Below are 21956 nucleotides of genomic sequence, written 5' to 3'. Positions count from 1 at the left end.
TGAATGCAGGTAAATGAAATCTAATGCAAGTAAAGCGTTTCAGAACAATCAGTGAATTTCAGCAGTTCAGGCAAATGCCTAAACCTGATCATCCTTTGATCAGTGTGTTTGAGGTGGAATCGGCTGGACATATTGATATGACAGAGAATATGAGCTGGCTGTATGAATTTTATTGTATTGGTCTGAAAAAGGTAGTGGGGTCCAAAAAGGTAAAACTGAAATATGGGCAACAGGCATATGACTTTGATGAGGGCGTGATGTCTTTTGTAGCACCTAATCAGGTATTGAGTTTTACGGTGGAAGAAGATAATGAAGGTATTAAACAATCGGGGTGGCTATTATTGATCCACCCCGATTTTCTATGGAATACGCCATTGGCAAAGATCGTAAAGCAATATGATTTTTGGGATTATACAGTAAGGGAGGCTTTGTTTCTTTCTGAAAAAGAAGAGGAGACGCTTGTGGGGATCCTGAAAAATATTCAACAGGAATGTAAATCTAATATCGATCAGTTTAGCAAGACGATTATTGTAGCGCATATTGCTACGCTATTGAGTTATGGAGATCGGTATTATCATCGTCAATTCATTACCAGGGAGAAAGAAAACCACCAGGTACTGGAACGATTAGAGCAGTTATTAAATGATTATTTCAATAGCTCCCAAGGGTTACCAACAGTGACGTATGTGGCGCAGGCGCTGAATTTGTCTCCGAAATATTTAAGTAGCTTGCTGAGAGTGTTGACAGGACAAAATACCCAGCAGCACATCCACGAAAAATTAATTGAAAAGGCGAAGGAGAAATTATCTACTACAAATTTGTCTGTCAGTGAGATCGCTTATGAATTAGGGTTTGAGCACCTGCAGTCATTTAGTAAACTCTTTAAAACAAAAACGAATCAATCGCCGTTGGCGTTTAGGGCAACCTTCCATTAATTTGTATATTTGAAAGGTCTTATCTAACAGCCAATCGGTGTTACCTGAACGACCCACCTAAATTTTTCGTCATCATCACCCTTGCCCTGCTCAGCGCTTCTCTGCTCGTATACAAATATCGCGCGATATTCGTTAAAGATATGTGCTGAATAATCAGAGGCCGATTCCGAATTAAAAACCGGTACCGCTCCAATGGACTTTTTAAAGAGGGTATATACTGATGCTCCGCCTGCTCTTCCATAATATCCTGGTACACTTGGATATTGACATGTAAAATACTGCAATGAAGATCATATAAAGGGCGGACATTATTAATATTGAACCTTAAAATAACCGCATCTTCCAACGCGGTGATGTTCATATAAGATGGCTTATTATTATTGAAGCTTTGACAGTTAGTCAGAAAATCATCTGTAAAACCGAATTTCAGAATTTTCTCACTATCATCCTCCCCAATAAAACTATATTTAAAATGACCAGATAAAATAAACGCTGCATTCCGCGCTACTTTTCCCACCCGCAGGAAATGCTCACCTTTTTTAATATGCCGAACAGTCGCCAGTTGATCCAGCAAATGCCACTCCTCTTCTGATACCTGCGGATATTTCCTTATAAGTCTTTGATAATAAGATGGTAAAGACATACTGTTACAAATTACTTAAATACTGTTTCAATGCAAAATTAAACGCAACTGGTTGCTCCATCATGGGGGCATGACCACATTCATCAATGACCACTAATTTAGAATCAGGGATCATACCGGCAAATTCATGGGCGACATGGATAGGCGTGATCCTATCTTCACGGCCCCAAATTAATAAAGTTGGCGCAGATATTTGTGATAAAAGATCCGCTACATAATGTCGTTGTGCTGATTTAGCGACCCGGAGCACGCCCAGGCATTTTTGGGTATCAGTTGTAATGCTTAACACCTGTGAGATGAGGGCTTCGGTGGCGATAGCAGGATCGTGAAAGGTATATTCAACCCTGGCTTTGATATAGGCAACGGAACTTCTTTTAGGGAAACTACCCATGGTAGTATTTTCATACAAACCAGAGCTACCGGTTAAAATGAGTTTTTTTACTTTATGACGTGCAGCGTATAAAACAGCTATATGTCCGCCAAGGGAATTGCCGACAAGTATGAAGTCATTCAGGTTATTTTCGGTTATAAAGCTTTCAAGGAATTCAAGTAAATATAATAGTGGTTCTTCCTTTGGTGTATTATAAATAGGCAGGGCAGGGACATGGATGTTGTAAGATGCGCTGAATTCTTTTACAACACTATCCCAGTTGCTCAATTGTCCAAAAAGGCCGTGTAGCAGGATCATATTTTGTTTCATATTACAAAAGTAAATGTTGCAAAATAGGATGGCCGTGACTACAATCACAATCGGTTAATTCTCAAAATTCAATTGAATCACCAGGCTATGGCGACTTGTCTATACAAATATCATTCTATTCCCGATATCCCCCCCGGCTGTATCGTAATTTGATACAGCCGGGGGGGGATTTGGGTACCTGATAGCAACTACGATTCCCCTTATTTCGGTGGCATCAAATCCGCTGGATTTATGGTATACGTCAACGCCGGATATACAAAATCCCCGCTTCTGTTTTCCTGCCCTCTCAATTGAAAAACTCTTTTTCCTGTTCCGGGGTGGCAAGCGTTGGTACCTGGTATGTTTTGACTACGCGGACCTGTCAGCGATATCATATCCGTATTTAATGCCTGGTAGTCATAACCCATGTGAGGTATTTGATAGATTGTTGTATTTTGTAGGGGACAAAGCATATATTGTCTATCATTATTTAAAAGGAAATAAGCTACAGCGAACTTATCAGATAACGCCGGATGGCTCCATTATAAAATTCACCCATCATGAATAACTTATTCTTCGACTACATCCCCAATAAAGACAATAATACCCTGACCATCAAACGGGAGTTCTTAGCTGATCGTGCAAATGTATGGGACCATTATACCAAAAGTGAATTACTGGAACAATGGTTTGCACCCTCACCTATGCACATGCGGACTAAATTGATGAACTTCCGCGAGGGCGGACGCTGGCACTATGCTATGTCAGAGCCTAATGGCCCTGTGTATTGGGGATTGACGCAGTATAAAACCATTCGTCCAAAAGAGGAACTTTCATTCTCAGATGCTTTCTGTGACGAAGAAGGTAAGATCAATACAGACATTCCCAGTGCTGACTGGACCATCACATTTACAGAAGAAGGGGAGAAGACATTGGTACAAAGTGTCCTTACCTTCAAATCACTTTCAGACCTGGAACAGATCCTTGAAATGGGGATGGAAGATGGTATGAAGGCTACTTATGCCACACTGGATAATTTACTTGTTTGAATTTCGTAAGTATTTGTTTCCCTCCTGCAATAATGCACTCTGCTGCCCAGGCTAATTTTGTTGTATGGAAAATCAAAAATACCTGGGAATGTGGATGACTGCTGATAAACATATCAGGCAGGAATTATTACCCAATGGCAGATATGACGAAGCACGCGGCAACCGGCAAAGTGCCTATACGGGCCGTTATGAAATCAAAGGTGATCATATTGACTATTGGGATGACACTGGTTTTACGGCAGATGGAAAATTTGTAGATGATGATACCTTACATCATGGAGGGTATATTTTCTACAGGGAAAAATGAGGTTTGCGGAACTATATGTTCCGCAAACTACAGATCTTTTTGATAGTTTTCGCTAACTGCTCACATGGATGTAAGGCGTTTAATCTCGCTGCCACAAAATCATCTGGTCTTATTAATATTGCATCGGTAGTTGTAGCCTGCGTTAATGTCATCCATTGTTCGTTCGCAGGAAATTCTACCAGTTTTACCGGGATATGTGATAGTTTACATGCTGCCCGCCAGTGTTCAAAATGTCCGTTCGCTATTAATACAAATTGTCCTTTCACCCAGTCGAGAGAGGAACGTCCATCTTCCAGCCACATATGGGGAATACAGGTACCGGGTTCACCTCTGAAAAGGTTTGATGGTTTCACAACAGCAGTAGAGTCGTATGCATAATCTGGCAGTCCCAATAGCTTTTCTCCATATTGCATCATCTTTGATTCATCGATCAACCCGTTTTTATCAGCCATTTCTCCTGATAGATTTGCATAGAATGCACCTACGGGTTGGCGTTCAGTGTGATAGGTATCCAACAATGCATCTCCTGCCTGATGTTTTAAAACAGCGGCCAGTTTCCAGGCCAGATTCTGTACATCCTGTATGCCTGCATTCGCACCTTTGCCGGCATAGGGTGTCATGGTATGAGCAGCATCTCCGGCAATGAAGATCTTATTCACCCGCAATTGGGTGGCAATCCGGACCGTAAGTTGCCAGGGGAGGATGTTGAGAATAGAAATTTTCAGATCTGGAATACCAATCACTTTCCTGAGAATTTCATCCCAGTTCCTCACTTAATTCAAGGCCTCTGAACAACTCCATGGTACGGATATCGATCGTTCTGGCGCGGGGATGAATGGAAGTACCTTTGTGCTTTTCAATCAAAATGAAATTGACTCCCTGTTGTGCCAGAAATAATGCTGCCGTCAAACCCGTAATACCACCACCTACAATAAGAACCTGTGTGCTATCTTGTTTCATTTCTCTATTTTTATGCAAATTTCAGGGTAGCGCCTCTTGTGATTGTGCACAAAACGGATTAAAATGTACCATGATCTGCTTGAACAGCTAAAAACATTTGAATATAAAAAGGTGGAAGGGCAATTCGACGCCAGAACAGGGGTATTGCAAATTTATAGGGGAATGGATTTCATCATTTCTGATTCAGAGATGATAACTGTGGCAGATACCCCGTCATGGGAGCATTACAATAGTCCGGGATGGGCTGAGTTTACATTCGTGGTAAAAGGAAGTATCCTGCAAACGCAGGTGGGGTTATATGAAAACCGGGTACTTCCGCAGGGGAGCCATAGCTTTCTGTTTAATCCTGGTACGCTGGAAGTGAACCAGTTGATGGGGAAGGGGGATTTTAGGATTATCAGTATCCTGATGCCAGTAGAGAAGGCGATAGCCTTATTCAATGAATACTTACCTGAATTCCCGCATGTAGCGCAGCAATTAATATCCGGCAAGGCGCTTTTTCATGAATCACCTGATCTCCGGTTTTCTGACCGGATAGCGAATATTCTCAACCATTTATGGGAGTCGCCGAAACAGCCCCAGCTACAAAAGCTCTATTTTGAAAGTATGGTGAATGAGTTGTTTTGTTTGCAATGGGAGTCGATGCTGCATGAGCCGAGGGTACATACCGGAATAAAGTTACGGGTTTCTGATATTGAAAAACTGCATTATGCTGCTGGTATTCTTGCCCGATCCTATCAGGAGCCGCCATCGCTGGAGGAGTTGGCAAATAAGGCTCAGTTGAATGAGTATAAACTTAAAGCGGGGTTCAAACAATTGTATGGTACGTCTGTATTGAACTATGCGTTGAATTTAAGGTTGGAACAGGCGCAGCAAATGATAAAGGATACAGATAAGACTATTTCTGAAATTGCTTATGAATTGGGGTATGCGCATTCACAACATTTTCAGCGGGCGTTTAAAAAGAAGTTTGGGATCACACCGAATAGCTTCAGGAAATTATTTAATACCTGACAGCGTATCATCTTCCGGTTTTGGAAACCTGGTTATTGTAAACTCAACACTATATCTGATAAGTTACCTGTTATGATAAACGGATCAATCAGCAATGCTTCCACCTGGTCCAATCCTTCATCGCGAAGTTTGCGTACCGCCTGTTCTCCTTTCTCTATATCCGGCACCCCAGGTATACATAATACCCTAATTTCAACAACTGCCTGGCCGTTTCAAAACCAATACTCTTATTTGCTCCTGTTATCAATACTGTTTTCATAATAAGTGATTTAACAGTAGCAAAGTTACACGCACTCACCACTACCGCCGGAACACATCCAACGGCTTTAATGGTACATTTTCCGGATTCGTAGCAATTTCAGCTAAAAACCTTTTTAAGCCTGCTGGGGATGTTCAGCAATCGAACCGGCTTGGCCAGATAATATAGTTTAAATAAAGGTAATTGAACATTGTTGATGTCCTTCTCGTTGGGTAGTGCGAAGTAATGCATGGCTCTTAGCATTAATCGAAGTGTGTGCAAAAAGGATGAACTAAACCGTATATGCATATACATTTTCTCCCAACCAGAACGGGGTGTGGCAGTCAGCTGCCATTCTGTAATTAGTGTAGCACATTTAAGCAGTGGCTTGTCTGCCGGAACCGCCGGTGCCGGAGAATTCAACAACCGCGAAGCTAATTCCTGCCCAAGTCGTTCATAACGTCGTAACTTTGGTGGCACATCCACCACCCTGCCCTGAGACAACATCACTATATCAACCAGCGATCTTAAATTCGGATAATAATCACTGGCGCCATGATTTAACACCATCAGTCTGTAATATTGCTCGTGGGTAAAAGGAGAGGAGTCTTTCCCAAGCAACTCATCGAATCCAGGAGATTGATCCATCATGAAATTAGTGGGTCGATAGTGAAATTCAAACCCAAATAACCGACCCATCGGGCTCCGCTTATAAAAACAAATGTCCTTTTTGTTTGTTACAAAATTTGTAGGGAAGCGTCGTAAATATTCCACCTGGCTACACACATATCCTTCTGCCTTCATCACGTTTACCATGGCAGATAGTTGCCCTGGGGCAATCATCATATCCATATCCGTAAATTCACGCAAACTGATATCTCCACCATATACTACCTTTGTAAAATCAAGTCCTTTATACATTCTTACCGAAATTCCCTGTTGGCCTAATACCTGCTTTATACGTGCGGATTCTATCTGCCGTTCAAAAGCAAATACAGATAGTGCACGACAATAATTTCGAAACCTGGTTAAGGTTGGTTCGGGAATATTGGTATTATTCAACACTCTGTATACGATAGGACGTACCCGGTGCAAAGCTGCCAACCGGTACACTTCGTTCCAGTCAATGTCTCCATACGCAACAAACTGCTCCAGATCTTCCGCAGCAGCTGTTTTAATAAATACTCTGCAACAGAAAATAACACAGGCCATTTCAGGAGAATAGGTTCGGCTGATAGCTTCAATCTCCATTATTGTATATTTAACAGATGGTGCTGCTGTAATTTTTGCAAAAACTTCAGGGTATCCCCTTCACATTGTGCGGTAGAAATATCAAACTCTTCTGCCAGAGATTGGATCAGATCTTTTACAGTTACAGGTGCCGCCAGTTTATCCCATATCAAACTGCCCACCGGATTTATATTTATATAATGGCCCTTCTGAATGTCCATTAATACAACTTCATCTCCGAGGTTACTGATCATAAAGTTTTCATCATTTCGGCGGATAACATCTTCCTGATTCATAGCGATTATTTTTGGGGTGTGGAATTATTTGCTTTGTAAAAATAAGTATTATTGCATTACAAACTAATTATTTACAATCGCCCATCTTCTATCATGTCCATTTATAAATATTGGGGGTTTGGTTTAGATATTCTATCCGAAATACCGTTCCCCGAGTTATCCCCTGTTACTTCATTTGAGCAGGCTCATGTAAATATCCGAATGGGTGAAATGCCGGAAATCCCCGATGGCTTTACCTTTAGCACAGGCAGTATTTCATATACCATGAATGACCATGAGTTATTATTTACTGTACGGGATGTGGGAAAATATTATGTAAAAGATGGAGACACTATCATCATTCGTCCTGATCATGCCGGTATTGAAATGCGCCTGCTACGGCTATTTGTACTGGCAGCCGCTATGGCGGGTATCCTACAGCAAAGACGTATTATCCCCATGCACACCGGGTCATTGTTGATCGATAGCAAACTCACCCTGATAGCAGGGCGTTCCGGTGCAGGAAAGTCTACCACACTGGCCGGACTTATGAATAAACAGTATCGTATTTTCAGTGATGATATAGTCGTGCTCGCCAATGGTGCGGATCACCAGATGCACGGAATCGCATCCTACCCCATGATCAAACTTTGGGAACAGAGTATGCAGGCATTTGAATACGAAGATCGCTCTTTCCCCATCATGCCGGGAATGGAAAAATACGGACTCTTCTTCCACGATGATTTTGATACCCGGGCATACCCGATAAACAGGGTAATCCTCCTGAAACTAAGCGATGATGGCCGGTTTACAACAGAACGGCTCTCAGGCGGCAATGCCTTCGAAGCCGTTGTAGAACATATATACAAGCCCTCTTTTTTTAATTCCCCCGACATGCGGGTACTTAAATTTAAGACCATCACACAGTTGTTACAAAACACAGAAGTATACCAGATTGCCAGACCGGCAAACTGTGCCCCCGATGAATTGCTATCGCGTGTAACTGCCCTCATATGAATAAGACAGACATGAGAATGTTCACTGAAGCCTGGTTGTTGCTGGCATTGGCCAGAACAATGCTCTTGTTTTTGCCCTTCAGAAAACTTGCCCCCATTCTGGGCAAGAAATCCTTCCCTGCTGCTGAAAATGAATACCTGTATCATGACAAGAATGATAAGCTGATTCGCATAGGCAGAGCCATTCTGCGTGCCGGGAAACGGTCTCCCTGGCGTACTGAATGCTTTGAACAGGCGCTGGCAGGAAAATTGATGCTCAAAGCCCGTCGTATGACGAGTACCGTTTTTTTTGGCGTAAGCAAAAACAAGCAGAAAGGGAAATTCCACGCACATGCCTGGTTGCAATGCGGCAATTATATTGTAACAGGAAATAAACATTTAGAACAATTTACTGTTATTGTTTGTTTCAAAAGTTGAACTATGAGTGCCATATTCGGTATCATTAATAAAAGACGCAACCTACTGGACCCGGCAGCAGTTCAACATATCAGTAAAGTTTTGCAACACCGGGCTATAGATGGCATGGATGTCTGGACCGATCAATATATCGCCCTGGCCCATTGCAAACTGGCCATGAATAAGACAGAACGGCAACAAACTATGCCTTTTGTAACAGAAGACCTGGTAATAATTGCTGATATACGGATTGATAACCGGGAAATACTCCTGCAGGAAACAGCTGCTCCGGCAGACTGTTCTGATATTGTGTTGCTGCTACATGCCTGGAACAAATGGGAGAAAGCATGTGTGCAGCACCTGGAAGGTGAATTTGCTATTTGTATATGGGATAAGATCAGGCAGCAATGCTTTCTTGCCACAGACCATATTGGTTTCCGCGCGTTATATTATTATGATGCCCCTGAGGTATTTATATTCTGTAGCGAACAAAAAGGAGTGGAAGCCTTCAAACCTTCCCCTGCAAGATTCAACGAGGTGAGCCTGATTGAATACTACTTCAGGCAATCGTGCCCCACAGCCACTTATGATGCTGATGTATGGACCCTGTGTGGTGGCAATACCCTGATACTGGCCAATGGTGTGATGACTATCCACAAATACTGGGAGCCTGTCGGTGGTCGCTATCGGTTTAAGAAAGACAAGGACTGGCAGGAATGCCTGAAAGAACTGATATATGAAGCGGTGAGCAATCGGTTGAATACAGATAAACCTGTTGGTATTACACTGAGTGGAGGCCTCGACTCATCTGTTATTGCCTGCATACTTTCTGAAATATTGCAGAAAAAGAATAAACCGCTTTATGCTTTTTCTGCAATATTGCCCGAAAAGCATCATCCGGAAGAAGAAGACGAACGGACATATATAGATGTGATCGGCAGGCACTGTTGCAACCTTATCCAAACATATGTAACCGCCTCTTCCTATGGCCCATTTGATGGTATTGAAGCCGCTTTTGAACGGGACGAAACATTTCCTAACGTATTCTACTATATGGATCATGCGATCCTGGAAAGCGCAAAAGAAAAACAAATTGGCGTATTATATACCGGTTTTGGTGGCGATCACTGGGTGTCCTGGAAAGGCAATCCCGTTATCTACAATATGGTTAGAAGCGGTCGCTTGTGGGGGGCTTTGAAACTGATGAAGCAGTTTGCCGACAAAGAGGGGAAGAGTTTTTCCCAAATCATCAAACGGGAATTGATAACGAAGGTTAAAAAGGGGAAAAAAGTGGATGATGTACAGGCACCTTTTTTGCAGGAAATGTTTTTTCAAAAGTATAGCAGGGACCTGTCCTTCTCATCAGTAGATGACATCCGTGCGCATATGTGCGACAACCTCCGGAAGGGCAGAACCGGCTTATTTCCTGCCATGCTTGCAAAACGTAATGAACGGTTTGGTATGCAGAGTGCAGTACCGCTACTGGATAAAAAGGTTATGGAATTTATGATGGATGTTCCCCTGCATTTGTTTGTAAAAGGAGGATATAAAAGAAGCTTCATTCGCCATGCCATGCAGGGAGTTGTGCCTGGGGAGGTGTTGTGGCGAAAGGATAAGGGCATGTATTCGCCGGACTATATATCGCGCGTGCACAGGCATGAAGACTATATCAGAGGAGTGGATAAACAAAGCATTGCATTCCAGCGTTACCTGTCCGGAGATGGAATGACGATCAATCATACAAACAGAAAAGATACTGCTATTCTGAGGACAAACCAGTCGGTAATAGCCAGTGAGATTCTGACTGCATTAGCACAAAAAGGATACGAAATACCTTAATATTTAAAACAAAAAAGCATGAACGAACAAGCATCCCAAAAACAGGTGTGGACTGCACCTGACATTAAAGTCTACGACATAAATGACATCACCCTAGGAAGCGGCGGAGTTGGATATGACTTCGCTTCAGAGTCAAGCCACTGATTTTAAAAGGGACTCATTACAATAGGAATACCTTAATTTACTAATAAATTCAACCAATGAAAAACGAACAAACGACATCAAAGCCCATCTGGACGGCTCCAGACATCAAAGTGTATGAAGTTAATGACCTTACTCTCGGAAATGGAGGTGCAGGGTTTGACTTCGCATCTGAAGCAAGCGTCTGAATCAAAAAAGGACTCATTGCAAAATGAGTCCTTTTTTAATGCCATAATATTCCGCGTGATATGCCGGCACAAAGATATCTTCCAGCACCAGCATATTGACCTGTATACAATGACCATCCTTTACTGCGATCAATCCTTCGCTGACTATGCTCCCCGGTGGTAATGTAGTTGTCATATTACTTTGCATACCATCCATCAATTTTATTTCCTGACCGTTCAACCTGGTCGCCGCACCTTTATTCCACGGATTGCATGCCCGGATCAGGTTACATATTTCAGTGGCAGACATAGTATTCCAATCAATCGTTACATCCTTAGCCACTGGTCGTTTGTGGTAAGCAGGAGGTCCGGCAGCATGTAGATCTGGTAGTGGCATTCCGGCAGCTAGCAACTGTAAAATAAAAAAGACGCCTTCAATCACCACCTGGCTAAATATCTGGTGTACCAATGCATAATTATAATGTGGCTGATCGGGAATATTTTTTGACCAGACCACAGGCCCTGCATCAAACCTGTTAGTGAGTACATGGATGCTGAGGCAGAGTTGTGGCATCCCCTTTTTCAATTGCCAGAATACTGGCACTGGTCCCCGGAAAGCAGGGAGTGCGCCTGCATGAATATTAAAGACAGGCATAGAGAATTTACTCACATCCAGCAGTTGCGGATATCCATATACAAACACCACTGTTGGTTTACATTGTTCCAGCCAGTTATATACATCACCGGTTGCCATTGCAAAATGTGCAGCAAGCGTGTTCACTTTTTGGTTGACATATGCATCCTGTCCGGGTGCAAAAAAGATACACACCTGCAAATTGTTATTTGCAAGTGTGTATGCCAGTGGCAGAAACTGATCACTGGACGAAATAATTCCTATTGTCATATCAGTTAAGAGAAGTTAGGATATATACCCACCACTGCGATGATGAAATTAATGGTGACATAAGGCATCTGGTTATCGTGCGGTAACGAACCACCGGTGATCGTCATCGCAGTAGGATCCAGTGTTACATTGGGTGCTGATGGCCCTGATGGCAATGGCAGCGCTGTATACAGTTTTACATCAGGGTAGGGGGTCGGCGGCGGCGGTGTGCTGGTCGTACCATTCGTATTTGCAAGGAACCCATTGTTAGGTTCACCAGTAGTCGCATCGCTGGTACTTGCCATCAGATCGTGCGCATGCGAAGGTATCTGTGTGGAGAGCAATGTTACATTGGCTACACCGGCATTTTCACCCATTATATAGGTAGCACCTCCCTGCAGTGTGCCCTGCCCACAGGCTATTCTTTGCTGCAGGTTAGGCAAGGCAAAATTGGTAGTGCCATTACCACCGTAAGTGGTGCCGATAAGGGTGAACAATGCCTCATTCTCACTGATTGAGAGCAGACTCCCATTGCAAAGTAACCAGCCAACAGGTGCATAATTGCCGGCAAAAGGTCTGATTTCTCCGAGGTAATTATCCATAAAATATTTTTGAAGGTTATTGGGAATGTTATTGCCTGGATGGGTATATCCCTTGTGTGGCAATGCAGTAATTGATCACCAGGTATGGCTGCCTGTTTTCGTGAGGCAGGTTATTACCTACCGTTGTAATACAGGGACCCATCTGTGTCAAAGTGCCTGCACTTGCAGCATACAAGTTGACCGTCGCTTTATTGGCCACAGGCGATGTACCTTGTATGTCAGGATTTCCCAGGAAGTTGGTCGACGGCGAACCTACATCATAAGCACTTTTGGTAAGAACGAGGTGATTGTGTAAGGGGAGCTCATTGGAATTAATTGTCACCGATTCAGTGCCGGCAGCCTGACCTATAGGATAATTACTACCACTTTTGCTGGTACCGGTGCCAACAATATTTCTGCCGTTTAAGTTAGGTAATTGGAAATTGGTTGTGCCGTTTCCTCCGTAATATATGCCCAGTAAGGCAAATAAAGCCTGGTTCTGTGCGATAGGTAAGAGTTGGCCGTTGCAGGGAACCCAACCTCTTGGTGCCCGGCCATAACTAAATGCACGGATCTCTCCGAGATAATTTTCCATATGTGAAATTCAAAAGAGTGAATGAAAATTGTAAATCAGGGGTGTTGCGGATATACGCCTTCCACACAGATACAATAAGTCATGGCCAGGTAGGGCGACATATTATTATGTGGCTGACTTCCGCCTGCAGTCGAAATACTCTGAGGATTGAGCGCACCGGTGGCAGTATCTGCATAAGCAATAATACCCTGACTAAAACCTGAGGAGTAAGCATTGGTAAGATAAGCAGTAGGTGCCGGTACATTCGTTGCCTGTGTTAATTGGGCAGCACTTGAACGTGTGACTGCACCGATCAGGTGATTGTGTGCCGGAATAGTGCTCACCGTGAGTGTTACATTTTCAGATCCTCCGGTAATGCCTGGGATGTTATATTCGCTCTGTGCAGTATTAACACCAACGAGAGTTACACCTCTCAGATCCGGAAGCATGAAGTTCGTTGTTCCGTTCCCTCCAAATCGGTTACCGATAACGGAGAATAGGGTAGATTGTTGTTGAACCGGGAGCGTGCTTCCATCACAGGGAAGCCAGCCAATAGGCACATAATTAAAGCCAAATGCTCTGATTTCGCCAATGTAACCATCCATAATGTTATTGATTAAATGTGAGGTAATAAAAAAGGGCTATTAATAAGTTGTGGTGTTTGGGATTTAAAAATGAGTACGACAGTTTACAAACAATAGATAACATTACGGAGGAATGAAAAGTTCAAAATCTCAAAATTATTTTCGGGATTTTGAACGTAGGTACATTATGGATACATGGCCCGTCAGGTGGAGGAACTGGTCTGCGAATGAACGCATTTCAGGAGTTGGTTTCAGGCTGTAATCTTTATCCGGCATCGCATCCAGATATTCTTTGGTGTAGGCCTTTGCTCTTTCCCATTCTTTTACCAGGACTTCGGTTTGCGACTGGGCTTTGGCAATGCTGGTGGCGCCCAGCAATACTGCAAGGAGGTAGATCGTTGCTATTTTCATGAATTACAGGTTTTAGATGCCGAATTTAGGTAGGTTTTGTCATTTCCGGCAAGATGGTTTCTTTCAGTTGATCTCCTTTTATATTACCCTTTACCATCACCTTTCACCATCTCCCGTAAAAAGATCTCTTTTACTTTCGCGATCTCACCCTCATACATACTTTTCTTCCTTGTGCCAAAATAGAGCGTATTTTCGTGTATTTTACCTCCTTCCCATATCAACTTCACCTTACCCTCTTCCAGCTCCTTTTTAGCCAGAAAATCCGGTACTACAGCGATTCCATCTCCTACACTCAGGCATCGTAAGATGGAGCAGATATTCGGCACGATATAATTCGGTTTAAAATCCGGTCGTTTATCGAAATTATTAAACCAAAACCGCCGCAGGTGTTCCATATCCCCGGTTGTTCCATACCAGGTCTGTTGTTTGAGCCAGTCCAGTATGCCGGATCTGTCGTCTGTTTTCAGCAGTTTTCTGAACTTTGTTGTATTCGTTTTCGCACCACCTACCACGACAATTCTTTCTTTAAAGAATGCCTCATACTTTAATTGAGGATAATCCCCTTTTTGTGGCGTAATGATCAGGTCGAGAATGCCTGCATCCAGATCGCTCAGCATTTCCGGGTACTCCCCGAATTTAATGATCACATTAAACGGCAGGGTCGGCAGATATGGCTCCAGTGTAAACTGAAAGGTTTCAAAACACATCCCCACACTTACAGTGGGCCTTTCCGCCTCAGTACTTCTGTGAAAGTGTTGTTCCGCCTCTTCCAGCTTATTCAGGGCATCTAAAATATAGTTGTATAGCAGTTTCCCACGTTCGGTGGCAATCAATTTACGGGAAGTTCTGTCAAACAACTTATAGCCTACATAGGCTTCCAGCGAACTGAGATGCAGGCTGATTCCCGGTTGTGACACGTACAGGGCTTCTGCAGCCCCTGTAAGACTACCGGTCTCATATATAGTTTTAAAGGTTCTAAACCATTCGAGATTTACCATCTATCAGAATTATGATACAAAGGTATAATTTATATTATTTTAATAGTAGATGTTGGGGGAGTAGTTTTGCATTGTAAATAAAAACGACAATGAAAAAGATCTTCGTGATAAATGGTGGACAGGTATTCGGTCATTCCGGCGGCCGGTTTAATAAAACGATTTCTGAGGCCACTAAGGCCTTCTTCGATAAGGAGGAAGGATATGAAGTACGCTATACCGACATCAACGATACATACGTTCCGGAAAAAGAAGTAGAGAATTTTGTATGGGCAGATGCTGTGATTTATCACACACCTGTATGGTGGTTTGGTCTGCCGCATGAATTTAAGAAATACCTGGATGTAGTTTTTACTGCCGGTCAGGGCAAAGGTATCTATCGCAGTGATGGACGCAAGGCCGAAAACCCTGCTATCAACTATGGTACCGGCGGTATGCTGCATGGCCGCAAATACCTGGTCACTACTTCGTGGAATGCACCTGCTACAGCTTTTACATTGCCCGGGGAATTCTTCCTGGAAAAGTCAGTAGATGAGGGGGTACTCTTTGGGTTTCATCGCATGAATGCCTTTACTGGTATGACCCCGCTGGAAAGTCTGCATTTTCATGACGTAGAAAAGAATTCGGATATTAATAGAGATTTAAGCAGGTATAATGACCACCTGCAAAAAGTATTTACAAATAATTAAAGTTTTATTGTGGCTACTGGCTTTTAGAGGTTTAAAAGTTAGTAGCCTATTTTCCACCTGATAGAACTATCCTTGTTTCATTGAGTGTATCTATACTTAAAACCCGGCCCAACTAAACCAGCCGCGTTTCATTGTGCTTTTATTCAATGCTATGATCGCCTCTTCGAGATATTCGTTGACGTTATCTTTATTCAAACCCAGATCCTCCGCAATCACTCCTTGCAATAATAATGGTGCTATATGTCTGCCACCTGCTATCAAAGCTGGTCTTACAGGTGCTTTTGCCCAATGCTTTGCCAGTTTTATTGCCGAATCCGGCTGATCATTCTTTGCTGCCAGTTCTGCACCCAATGCATATGCTTCATCAGAATCATATTCTTCTTCTGCCAGTCTTTCAATCATTTCAAGTGCCAGCAATTCTTTGTAAGCTACCGGAAACTCATCTTCTGGCTGAAGATTCACTGCCTGCAGTGTGTCGTTCATAAAATCAGTGACATCTTCGTAATTCTCCTGTACAGGCAGTGCCCTGTTTTTAAACATACCAGCTGTAATAAAAGCTTTTCTCACCAGGTTTACGCCTGACAGTGAAGTCCATGGCATTGCGGGCATTTCGTACGCCCACTTATCTATAGCAATATAATTTCGCATAGATCTTTCAATCTCATCTATATCCCCTAACTCAAAAGGCACATCCGCAGGTACAGCACCTGCCGCCGACCATAACACCGTAAATGCAGTATCTGCCAGCCAGGTATCTCGCTCATGCCGCCTTTTGAACTTCCATAGTTCCTGCAATAGCCGGTTGCCTTCTTCAAGAAAGCCGCCAGTAGCCACAAACAGCGCAATCTCCGTGACTTTGCAATAAATGTGTGCTCTCCTTCCTTTTTCGATTTTTTTGAGATTGTCTGTAGTCAGCATAGGTTAAAGTTATAAAAAAATACCAATGATTGTTTAATATTTACCAATAAACCCGTGCAGCTATCCGGAATTTTGTCTAAAATTATTCAACCATGCAAATCGATCCTGATAGCCTCATGCGGGCAATCAATCCTAAAAGTAAAGCGTGATAGCTGGCAGGAGTACGGTGACTGGAAACATGGAGAACCGGAAGATCGTTCCATGATGGAACGTGGGGCTACAATGTCAAGGTAAGAGTTGTCAGGACAACACCTCTTTCTTATAGGCGGTAGGGCTCATCTGGTAAAACTTCTTAAACGTTTTCAGAAAATGACTTTCATCCGTAAACCCGAAGTCATGACTGATCACAGAAACGGGAACATTGTTTTTCCTGATCATACGGCCTATCATCACCATCCTGCATTCATTAATATATGCCTTCAATGACTGCCCCATATGCCGCTTAAAATAAGTACCGATATAGGTGGCAGGAATGTTGAATACTTCCGACATATGCTGTGAAGTCAGCAGCAACGGCTGTTTCATATGTTTATGTATATGTTTGACCATCTGGTCAACAATGAGCCTGTCAGGATTGGGATACCGCCTGTCTGTCAGATTACGTTCCATAATCACGATGAGTGAAACCAGCTGATGTAAGATCAGTTGTTCATTCAGCATCGTCTGATCTTTCATGGCTTCCACTGCATTGAAGATATGTGTCACAATGACTTTATCTTCAGTGCTCAATGGAACGTATGCATTCAGGGGCGATTTGGCATTGGCCATCACTACGCCATCAATATCCCACTTGTTGACATACGTTTTTAGCAGGGAGCGCAGGTCGTCACTAAACTTGATCAGCGTTGCCTTTGCCATGCGTGGAATCAGGAAGGAATGTGGTTCGCCGGGTGCAATAAAAAAGAGATCTCCTTTTTGAAAAGACACCTCCTGGTTACGAAATATATGCTTGCCTGTTCCGGAACGGATGAGGAAGAATTCATGATAGGTATGGCTTTGGGTAGTATATGCTTCTGTCAGGATTTCCCTTGTTTCTATAATTACCGGTTCGAATTGCCTGTACTTGATCATATCTGCAAGTTACATACTAAACTCTTCAGAAACGCCAATATCTGTATCATGAATGCCAGTGACTCATCTAACTATTCAGAAACGCCAATATCAGTTTCGCCGCTATTTCCGGTTGCTCCCCTGATAAATGTCTTTGCGTCACCTCTCCCAGATATCCGCCATGACCACCGGGCAATATCGCCAGCTGAGCCTTCGGAAATAATCTAAACATCTCCACAAAATGCTCCGGCACCATCACATCCTGATCCCCTCCAATAATGAGGGTAGGGGATGTAATATTCCTAAGCATTTCTTCCGGCCAGTCCTGAAATCCCACCATCCTGTCACGATCACGGTTATGCATGATCTCCAATGCTGCACGATCATTATTGATAGCCAGGTAAGCCTCCTGCAATCCCATGGGCATATTATCCAGGCTGGCAGTATTCATAAAATCAAAGAAGCCTTTAAACAGCCCATCTCTCTTATAAAACGAAGATGCGATCACCAGCTTTTTCACCACTTGCGGATGTCGTGCGGCCAGTTGCATAGCCGTATTCCCGCCATTGCTAAACCCCAGTATTTCTGCCTGTGGTATATTCAAAAAAGCCAGTAATGCTGCCACATCATCTGCATCCTGTTCAAAACTGGTGGGAGTGCCCCGGTCTTTGGTGTGCCCATGTGCCTGTAGTTCCATGGCAATGATCTGGCGATCGCCAGTCAGCAGGGGAATGAAATAGCCAAAATTGCTCTCAATAGTAGAGCCGCCACCGTGAATCAATACCAGTGGATCCCCACTACCATAAATTTCATAATAGAGGTCTAATCCATTTGCGGGTGCATAACCGGAAGTTGTGGGTTTCATAACAGGAATTTATTTAAAAATAACTAATCCAGATGAGTCGTACAATTGTACAGGTCGCAGAACCACTTAGTATCATCCACTACAAGTCTTGATACGCCTGTGTTCTTCAGTTGTTCGGTCAGTTCAAATTCAGGTGTCAGGTGACGGAGCATATGGCGGATAAAGCTTCCATGACTCACGATCAGGATCTTTTTGCCGGCATGTTCTTCCAAAAGGTCTTTCATAAATGATACGCCTCTTTCGAATACAGCATCGGCACGTTCCATTCCCAGATCCAGCTGGCGCCAGTCGGGTCCCCATTTGGCAATTCTGTCTTCTTCCACCGTACCTTCTGTCTGACCGCCGGAAACTTCACGTAGTCTTTCATCTGTCAGTACCGGTGAAAGGCCGATGGCTTCTGCAATGATTTCCCCGGTTCTTTTTGCCCTGGAAAGATGACTGGTGTAAATAATATCCCAGGGTTGTTCAGCTGCCAGTTTGGCCCCCAGTTTTTGTGCCTGTTCAATACCCTCTTCATCCAGCGGTATATCCGTGCTGCCCTGCATTCTGCCTTGTTTGTTCCATGAAGTACTTCCATGTCGGATGATTGTGATACGTGTCATAGGTCCTGATGAATGTTGATAGGACACAAATGTAATCAAGGAGGGGGGCTTTTACAATAACTCCGCTTCACTTATCAAATTATTCTTTAACGCAAACACCACCACACCGGCTGTATTTTTCACATTCATTTTCTCCAAAATCCTTGTCCGGTGGCCCTCCACCGTCCGTTTGCTCAAAAATATTTTCTCCCCGATCTGTTGGGCGGTATACTGTAAACATATCAACCGGATAATCTCCTTTTCCCGGTCCGTAAATATAATCGGGTGTGCATCACGGTAAGGGTTGAACCGGCTCCTCACAATCATCGAAGCCAGCTTGGAACTCGTCTGTCTGCAATAAAAGATCTTATCATCAAACACACTGGTGATCGCTTCCACAATTTCCTGTTTATCTGCATTTTTAAGCAAATATCCTTTCGCCCCTGCCTCCAGCATCTCCACGATTAATTCCTCTTCATCGAACATAGAAAGCGCAATGATCCTGATATGGGGAAATCGTTGTAATAATGTGCGGGTAGCGGTAATGCCATCCATCAATGGCATTTTCAGATCAGTCATGACCACATCCACTTCCGTCGTTTCCAATAGTTCCAGCAATTCCCTGCCGTCGCCTGCCTGACCAACCAGACTAATATTTGGTTGTCTGGAAAGCATCAGTGCCAGGCCATCACGGAATATCTCGTGATCATCGGCTATCACTAATCGGATGTCGTACATGTTAGTTGAATCTTTTGGGGGTAATGGTATCAGTATGATGGTAAAATTACATCATCCTGCGGGAATTTTAATGAAATAGTTCGTTCCATGCCCCGGGGCAGATTCAATCGACAAATGTCCATGCAAAATATCCGTTCTGATTGCCAGGCTTTTCATCCCCAACCCGGTAGATTCTGCTTTTACTTTCCTCACGTCAAATCCTATCCCGTCTTCTTTGACCAATACCAGGAAGAACCCGTTTTCACGACTCAGTACGATCTGTAACTGGGTGGCTTTGGCATGCTTAAGGGTATTGTGAGTGATCTCCTGGATAATACGGAACACATGGATCTCTTTCTCCGTCGGAATACTGATCTGACCGGAGGTATGAAACCGTATATCCAGCTTGGATTTGGCAGTAACCTGTCTGATAAATTCATGAATAGCATCCGTCAGTCCTTTCCGTTCCAGGGTAGCGGGTAGCAGGTTGTGAGAGATCTGGCGCAATCCCCTGATAACCTCGTCGATATAGGTACCTGATCGGGCAATGACCATTTTATCATGTTCATCATGCACCTGGATACTGTTGATGTTCAGCTTGATGGTAGAAAGTAGTGGCCCCATGCTGTCATGGAGATCTGCCGCAATCCGTTTACGTTCATTTTCCAGGATGGTGATTTCCGCTACGATCCGCTCCCTTTGCAGCTGTATATACCTGCGGTGGTAGAGAATAATGGAGACGACAAAGAATATGATAATGACCGCTATCAGCAGTGAAATAAAGACGGTCGTATAAAAGATCTTATCATCCATGGGGCATTGACGATGCTACGCTTCAAAGTGTTTTTTAAAATAATATGCAGTCTTGACGGGGATAAACAACACAGCGAGCACATAGATCAAATTTACAAAAGCATTGATATAGTTGAACATAAAAACAATCTTGAGGGTCAATATAGTATCTGACCCCACGAAGAAGGTGGCTTCATAGATGATCTGGTAAATAAAAATGATGATAAACCCCATACAGATAAGGAAACGGGAGTTACGCAACAGGTTCTTGTTGTCCTGAACAATCAGGTAATTAATTTCATTGATGCTGAGCAACACGGCAATGAATGCATACGTGACCCTGAAAACAGGGCTGAAATTTTCGATCTGTGAAAAGAAAAGATTCTCCGTGATCCAGCCGGCAGAGAGGCCTGCGGCAAGTACGATATAGAGCCGGAACTTCCGTTTTAGAAACCCCCATATATAGAACTGATACAGTACAACCATACATTCTGCCAGTCCATATAGGTTAAAAGGTATCGCATTGCTGGTATTGAGTACTTCAATGCAAATAAAGCTGATAGATTCCGAAATGAAAGCCAGGGCAAGCAAAAGGAGGAAGGGCTGATAGCTGGTCACTGTTTTGTTAAAGCGTATCAGCCCTATCACTAATGGTATAATTACAATCTGGCTGACAAAGAATGCGCCTAGATTATTCATTTATTTGGGTTGTACGACGTCTTTACAAAGTGGGGGACAACGTTGTCCGCTTTCCATTGCCTGCAGGTTACCCTGTGCTTTTGCAGATTCGATACCTGGTAGATTGAGGGCGGTTTCACGGCTTACGAGGGTGGTATGGATATCATTGCCTTTGCCGTCTACCGGCAGTAATACCAGTCGTACCTGGCCTTTTTCATCTTTACCGAGGTAAATGCGGATACCATCTGCGCCTTTGGCATTCAGCAGGGCGGCGATGGCATCACGGTTGAACATTTCAGCATTGGGAAGGTTAAACGCGCTGTCGAGATAGTTGCCTGGCAGGCGGGCCTGCAATTCTTTTTTACCACGCTGGAACCCGGTAATGAGGTTGTCAGCTTCCTGCTGAGAGATCACATGACGGCTGGCGCGTGCTTTGTTCAGCGGGATCTGAAAATTGTCGGGGTTTCGTGGGGTACATCTGCTAAAGCATAGCAGTAGTAAAACCGGTGCAAAGATACGGATGGAATCGTGGTGCTTCATAAATAAGCGTGTTTTGTAATGATTGATAATGCAAACTAGAAGAATGGGGCGATAAAGAAAAGCGTATAAATACCTGTGTTGTAAGGGTAAATATAACTTATTATCTGCATTTCGCTTTCAGCTATGGTGGGCGGCAGCAATAGTTACCGCCGGTCAAAGTCGCTCAGATTGAGAGTATGGCTGACTGAGGTCGCAATTCACACAATTTG

Annotated in this window: 28 protein-coding genes; 8 read left to right on the top strand and 20 right to left on the bottom strand. The window is 43.4% G+C overall.

The window, feature by feature from the left end:
• Positions 1 to 23: 23 nt before the first annotated feature.
• Positions 24 to 935, top strand: coding sequence for a helix-turn-helix transcriptional regulator (locus SIO70_RS26075; RefSeq protein ID WP_320575734.1), 912 nt, complete (start codon positions 24 to 26; stop codon positions 933 to 935).
• A gap of 40 nt (positions 936 to 975) precedes the next feature.
• On the opposite strand, the gene SIO70_RS26070 is transcribed toward SIO70_RS26075, so the two are convergent.
• Positions 976 to 1578: a Crp/Fnr family transcriptional regulator gene (locus tag SIO70_RS26070; RefSeq protein WP_320575732.1), complete on the bottom strand. Its 603-nt coding sequence runs from the start codon at positions 1576 to 1578 to the stop codon at positions 976 to 978.
• A 4-nt stretch (positions 1579 to 1582) separates the two neighbouring features.
• Positions 1583 to 2278: an alpha/beta hydrolase gene (locus SIO70_RS26065; protein ID WP_320575730.1), complete on the bottom strand. Its 696-nt coding sequence runs from the start codon at positions 2276 to 2278 to the stop codon at positions 1583 to 1585.
• A gap of 539 nt (positions 2279 to 2817) precedes the next feature.
• Between SIO70_RS26065 and SIO70_RS26060 the strand changes: the two genes are divergently transcribed.
• Positions 2818 to 3306 carry an SRPBCC domain-containing protein gene (locus SIO70_RS26060; protein WP_320575729.1) on the top strand — a complete coding sequence of 163 codons (489 nt, stop codon included), beginning with the start codon at positions 2818 to 2820 and terminating at the stop codon, positions 3304 to 3306.
• A 64-nt stretch (positions 3307 to 3370) separates the two neighbouring features.
• Complete coding sequence (locus SIO70_RS26055) at positions 3371 to 3613, top strand: Atu4866 domain-containing protein (protein ID WP_320575727.1); 243 nt, start codon at positions 3371 to 3373, stop codon at positions 3611 to 3613.
• A gap of 11 nt (positions 3614 to 3624) precedes the next feature.
• Here the strand turns inward: SIO70_RS26055 and SIO70_RS26050 are convergent, their stop codons facing one another.
• Entirely contained in the window at positions 3625 to 4356 is a 732-nt protein-coding gene (locus tag SIO70_RS26050) for an FAD-dependent monooxygenase (protein ID WP_320575725.1), read from the bottom strand.
• Positions 4357 to 4369: 13 nt separating this feature from the next.
• Positions 4370 to 4573, bottom strand: a complete 204-nt coding sequence (locus SIO70_RS26045; protein ID WP_320575723.1) for an FAD-dependent oxidoreductase — start codon at positions 4571 to 4573, stop codon at positions 4370 to 4372.
• A 63-nt stretch (positions 4574 to 4636) separates the two neighbouring features.
• Here SIO70_RS26045 and SIO70_RS26040 point away from each other — a divergent pair, with 63 nt between their 5' ends.
• Complete coding sequence (locus SIO70_RS26040; protein WP_320575721.1) at positions 4637 to 5587, top strand: AraC family transcriptional regulator; 951 nt, start codon at positions 4637 to 4639, stop codon at positions 5585 to 5587.
• Positions 5588 to 5945: 358 nt separating this feature from the next.
• Here the strand turns inward: SIO70_RS26040 and SIO70_RS26035 are convergent, their stop codons facing one another.
• Entirely contained in the window at positions 5946 to 7076 is a 1131-nt protein-coding gene (locus SIO70_RS26035) for a nucleotidyltransferase family protein (RefSeq protein WP_320575719.1), read from the bottom strand.
• On the bottom strand, positions 7076 to 7351 hold the full coding sequence (locus tag SIO70_RS26030; RefSeq protein ID WP_320575718.1) for a PqqD family protein: 276 nt from the start codon (positions 7349 to 7351) through the stop codon (positions 7076 to 7078). The genes SIO70_RS26035 and SIO70_RS26030 overlap by 1 nt, the downstream gene beginning before the upstream one ends.
• Positions 7352 to 7444: 93 nt before the next feature.
• Between SIO70_RS26030 and SIO70_RS26025 the strand changes: the two genes are divergently transcribed.
• From SIO70_RS26025 to SIO70_RS26015, 3 genes are read left to right on the top strand one after another with little or no spacing between them, the layout of a single operon-like run.
• On the top strand, positions 7445 to 8347 hold the full coding sequence (locus tag SIO70_RS26025) for a hypothetical protein (RefSeq protein WP_320575716.1): 903 nt from the start codon (positions 7445 to 7447) through the stop codon (positions 8345 to 8347).
• Positions 8344 to 8763 (top strand): lasso peptide biosynthesis B2 protein, encoded by a 420-nt coding sequence (locus tag SIO70_RS26020; RefSeq protein WP_320575714.1) that lies wholly within the window; start codon positions 8344 to 8346, stop codon positions 8761 to 8763. Before SIO70_RS26025 ends, SIO70_RS26020 begins: the two co-directional genes overlap by 4 nt.
• Before the next feature lie 3 nt (positions 8764 to 8766).
• Positions 8767 to 10581: an asparagine synthetase B family protein gene (locus SIO70_RS26015; protein ID WP_320575713.1), complete on the top strand. Its 1815-nt coding sequence runs from the start codon at positions 8767 to 8769 to the stop codon at positions 10579 to 10581.
• Between the two features lie 342 nt (positions 10582 to 10923).
• On the opposite strand, the gene SIO70_RS26010 is transcribed toward SIO70_RS26015, so the two are convergent.
• The 6 genes from SIO70_RS26010 to SIO70_RS25985 all read right to left on the bottom strand — a co-directional run bounded on the left by SIO70_RS26010 (position 10924) and on the right by SIO70_RS25985 (position 14920).
• A complete protein-coding gene (locus SIO70_RS26010; protein ID WP_320575712.1) occupies positions 10924 to 11793 on the bottom strand; it encodes a formyltransferase family protein in 870 nt (289 codons plus the stop codon).
• Positions 11794 to 11798: 5 nt separating this feature from the next.
• On the bottom strand, positions 11799 to 12374 hold the full coding sequence (locus SIO70_RS26005) for a phage tail protein (protein WP_320575711.1): 576 nt from the start codon (positions 12372 to 12374) through the stop codon (positions 11799 to 11801).
• 28 nt (positions 12375 to 12402) lie between these two features.
• A complete protein-coding gene (locus SIO70_RS26000) occupies positions 12403 to 12948 on the bottom strand; it encodes a phage tail protein (RefSeq protein WP_320575710.1) in 546 nt (181 codons plus the stop codon).
• A 35-nt stretch (positions 12949 to 12983) separates the two neighbouring features.
• Complete coding sequence (locus tag SIO70_RS25995; RefSeq protein WP_320575708.1) at positions 12984 to 13532, bottom strand: phage tail protein; 549 nt, start codon at positions 13530 to 13532, stop codon at positions 12984 to 12986.
• Positions 13533 to 13667: 135 nt separating this feature from the next.
• A complete protein-coding gene (locus tag SIO70_RS25990) occupies positions 13668 to 13922 on the bottom strand; it encodes a hypothetical protein (protein WP_320575705.1) in 255 nt (84 codons plus the stop codon).
• 83 nt (positions 13923 to 14005) lie between these two features.
• On the bottom strand, positions 14006 to 14920 hold the full coding sequence (locus SIO70_RS25985) for a LysR family transcriptional regulator (RefSeq protein WP_320575703.1): 915 nt from the start codon (positions 14918 to 14920) through the stop codon (positions 14006 to 14008).
• Positions 14921 to 15009: 89 nt separating this feature from the next.
• On the opposite strand from SIO70_RS25985, the gene SIO70_RS25980 reads away from it, so the two are divergent.
• Entirely contained in the window at positions 15010 to 15606 is a 597-nt protein-coding gene (locus SIO70_RS25980; protein WP_320575702.1) for an NAD(P)H-dependent oxidoreductase, read from the top strand.
• 96 nt (positions 15607 to 15702) lie between these two features.
• On the opposite strand, the gene SIO70_RS25975 is transcribed toward SIO70_RS25980, so the two are convergent.
• From SIO70_RS25975 to SIO70_RS25940, 8 genes are all read right to left on the bottom strand, one after another.
• Positions 15703 to 16524, bottom strand: a complete 822-nt coding sequence (locus SIO70_RS25975) for a hypothetical protein (RefSeq protein WP_320575701.1) — start codon at positions 16522 to 16524, stop codon at positions 15703 to 15705.
• A 240-nt stretch (positions 16525 to 16764) separates the two neighbouring features.
• Positions 16765 to 17595, bottom strand: coding sequence for an AraC family transcriptional regulator (locus tag SIO70_RS25970; protein WP_320575700.1), 831 nt, complete (start codon positions 17593 to 17595; stop codon positions 16765 to 16767).
• A 67-nt stretch (positions 17596 to 17662) separates the two neighbouring features.
• Positions 17663 to 18439, bottom strand: a complete 777-nt coding sequence (locus SIO70_RS25965) for an alpha/beta hydrolase (RefSeq protein ID WP_320575699.1) — start codon at positions 18437 to 18439, stop codon at positions 17663 to 17665.
• 23 nt (positions 18440 to 18462) lie between these two features.
• Positions 18463 to 19041 (bottom strand): histidine phosphatase family protein, encoded by a 579-nt coding sequence (locus SIO70_RS25960; RefSeq protein WP_320575697.1) that lies wholly within the window; start codon positions 19039 to 19041, stop codon positions 18463 to 18465.
• Between the two features lie 51 nt (positions 19042 to 19092).
• The gene (locus tag SIO70_RS25955) at positions 19093 to 19758 is read right to left on the bottom strand and encodes a response regulator transcription factor (protein WP_320575696.1); all 666 of its coding nucleotides are present in this window, start codon (positions 19756 to 19758) and stop codon (positions 19093 to 19095) included.
• Positions 19759 to 19809: 51 nt separating this feature from the next.
• Entirely contained in the window at positions 19810 to 20550 is a 741-nt protein-coding gene (locus tag SIO70_RS25950) for a sensor histidine kinase (RefSeq protein ID WP_320575694.1), read from the bottom strand.
• A 15-nt stretch (positions 20551 to 20565) separates the two neighbouring features.
• Entirely contained in the window at positions 20566 to 21228 is a 663-nt protein-coding gene (locus SIO70_RS25945; RefSeq protein WP_320575692.1) for a hypothetical protein, read from the bottom strand.
• The gene (locus SIO70_RS25940) at positions 21229 to 21747 is read right to left on the bottom strand and encodes a hypothetical protein (RefSeq protein ID WP_320575690.1); all 519 of its coding nucleotides are present in this window, start codon (positions 21745 to 21747) and stop codon (positions 21229 to 21231) included.
• Positions 21748 to 21956 lie beyond the last annotated feature (209 nt).

It is taken from the genome of Chitinophaga sancti (assembly GCF_034087045.1).
Taxonomy (GTDB): Bacteria; Bacteroidota; Bacteroidia; order Chitinophagales; family Chitinophagaceae; genus Chitinophaga; species Chitinophaga sancti_B.
Note: the sequence above shows the minus strand (reverse complement) of the source record. Positions and strands in the feature narration are given on the sequence as shown.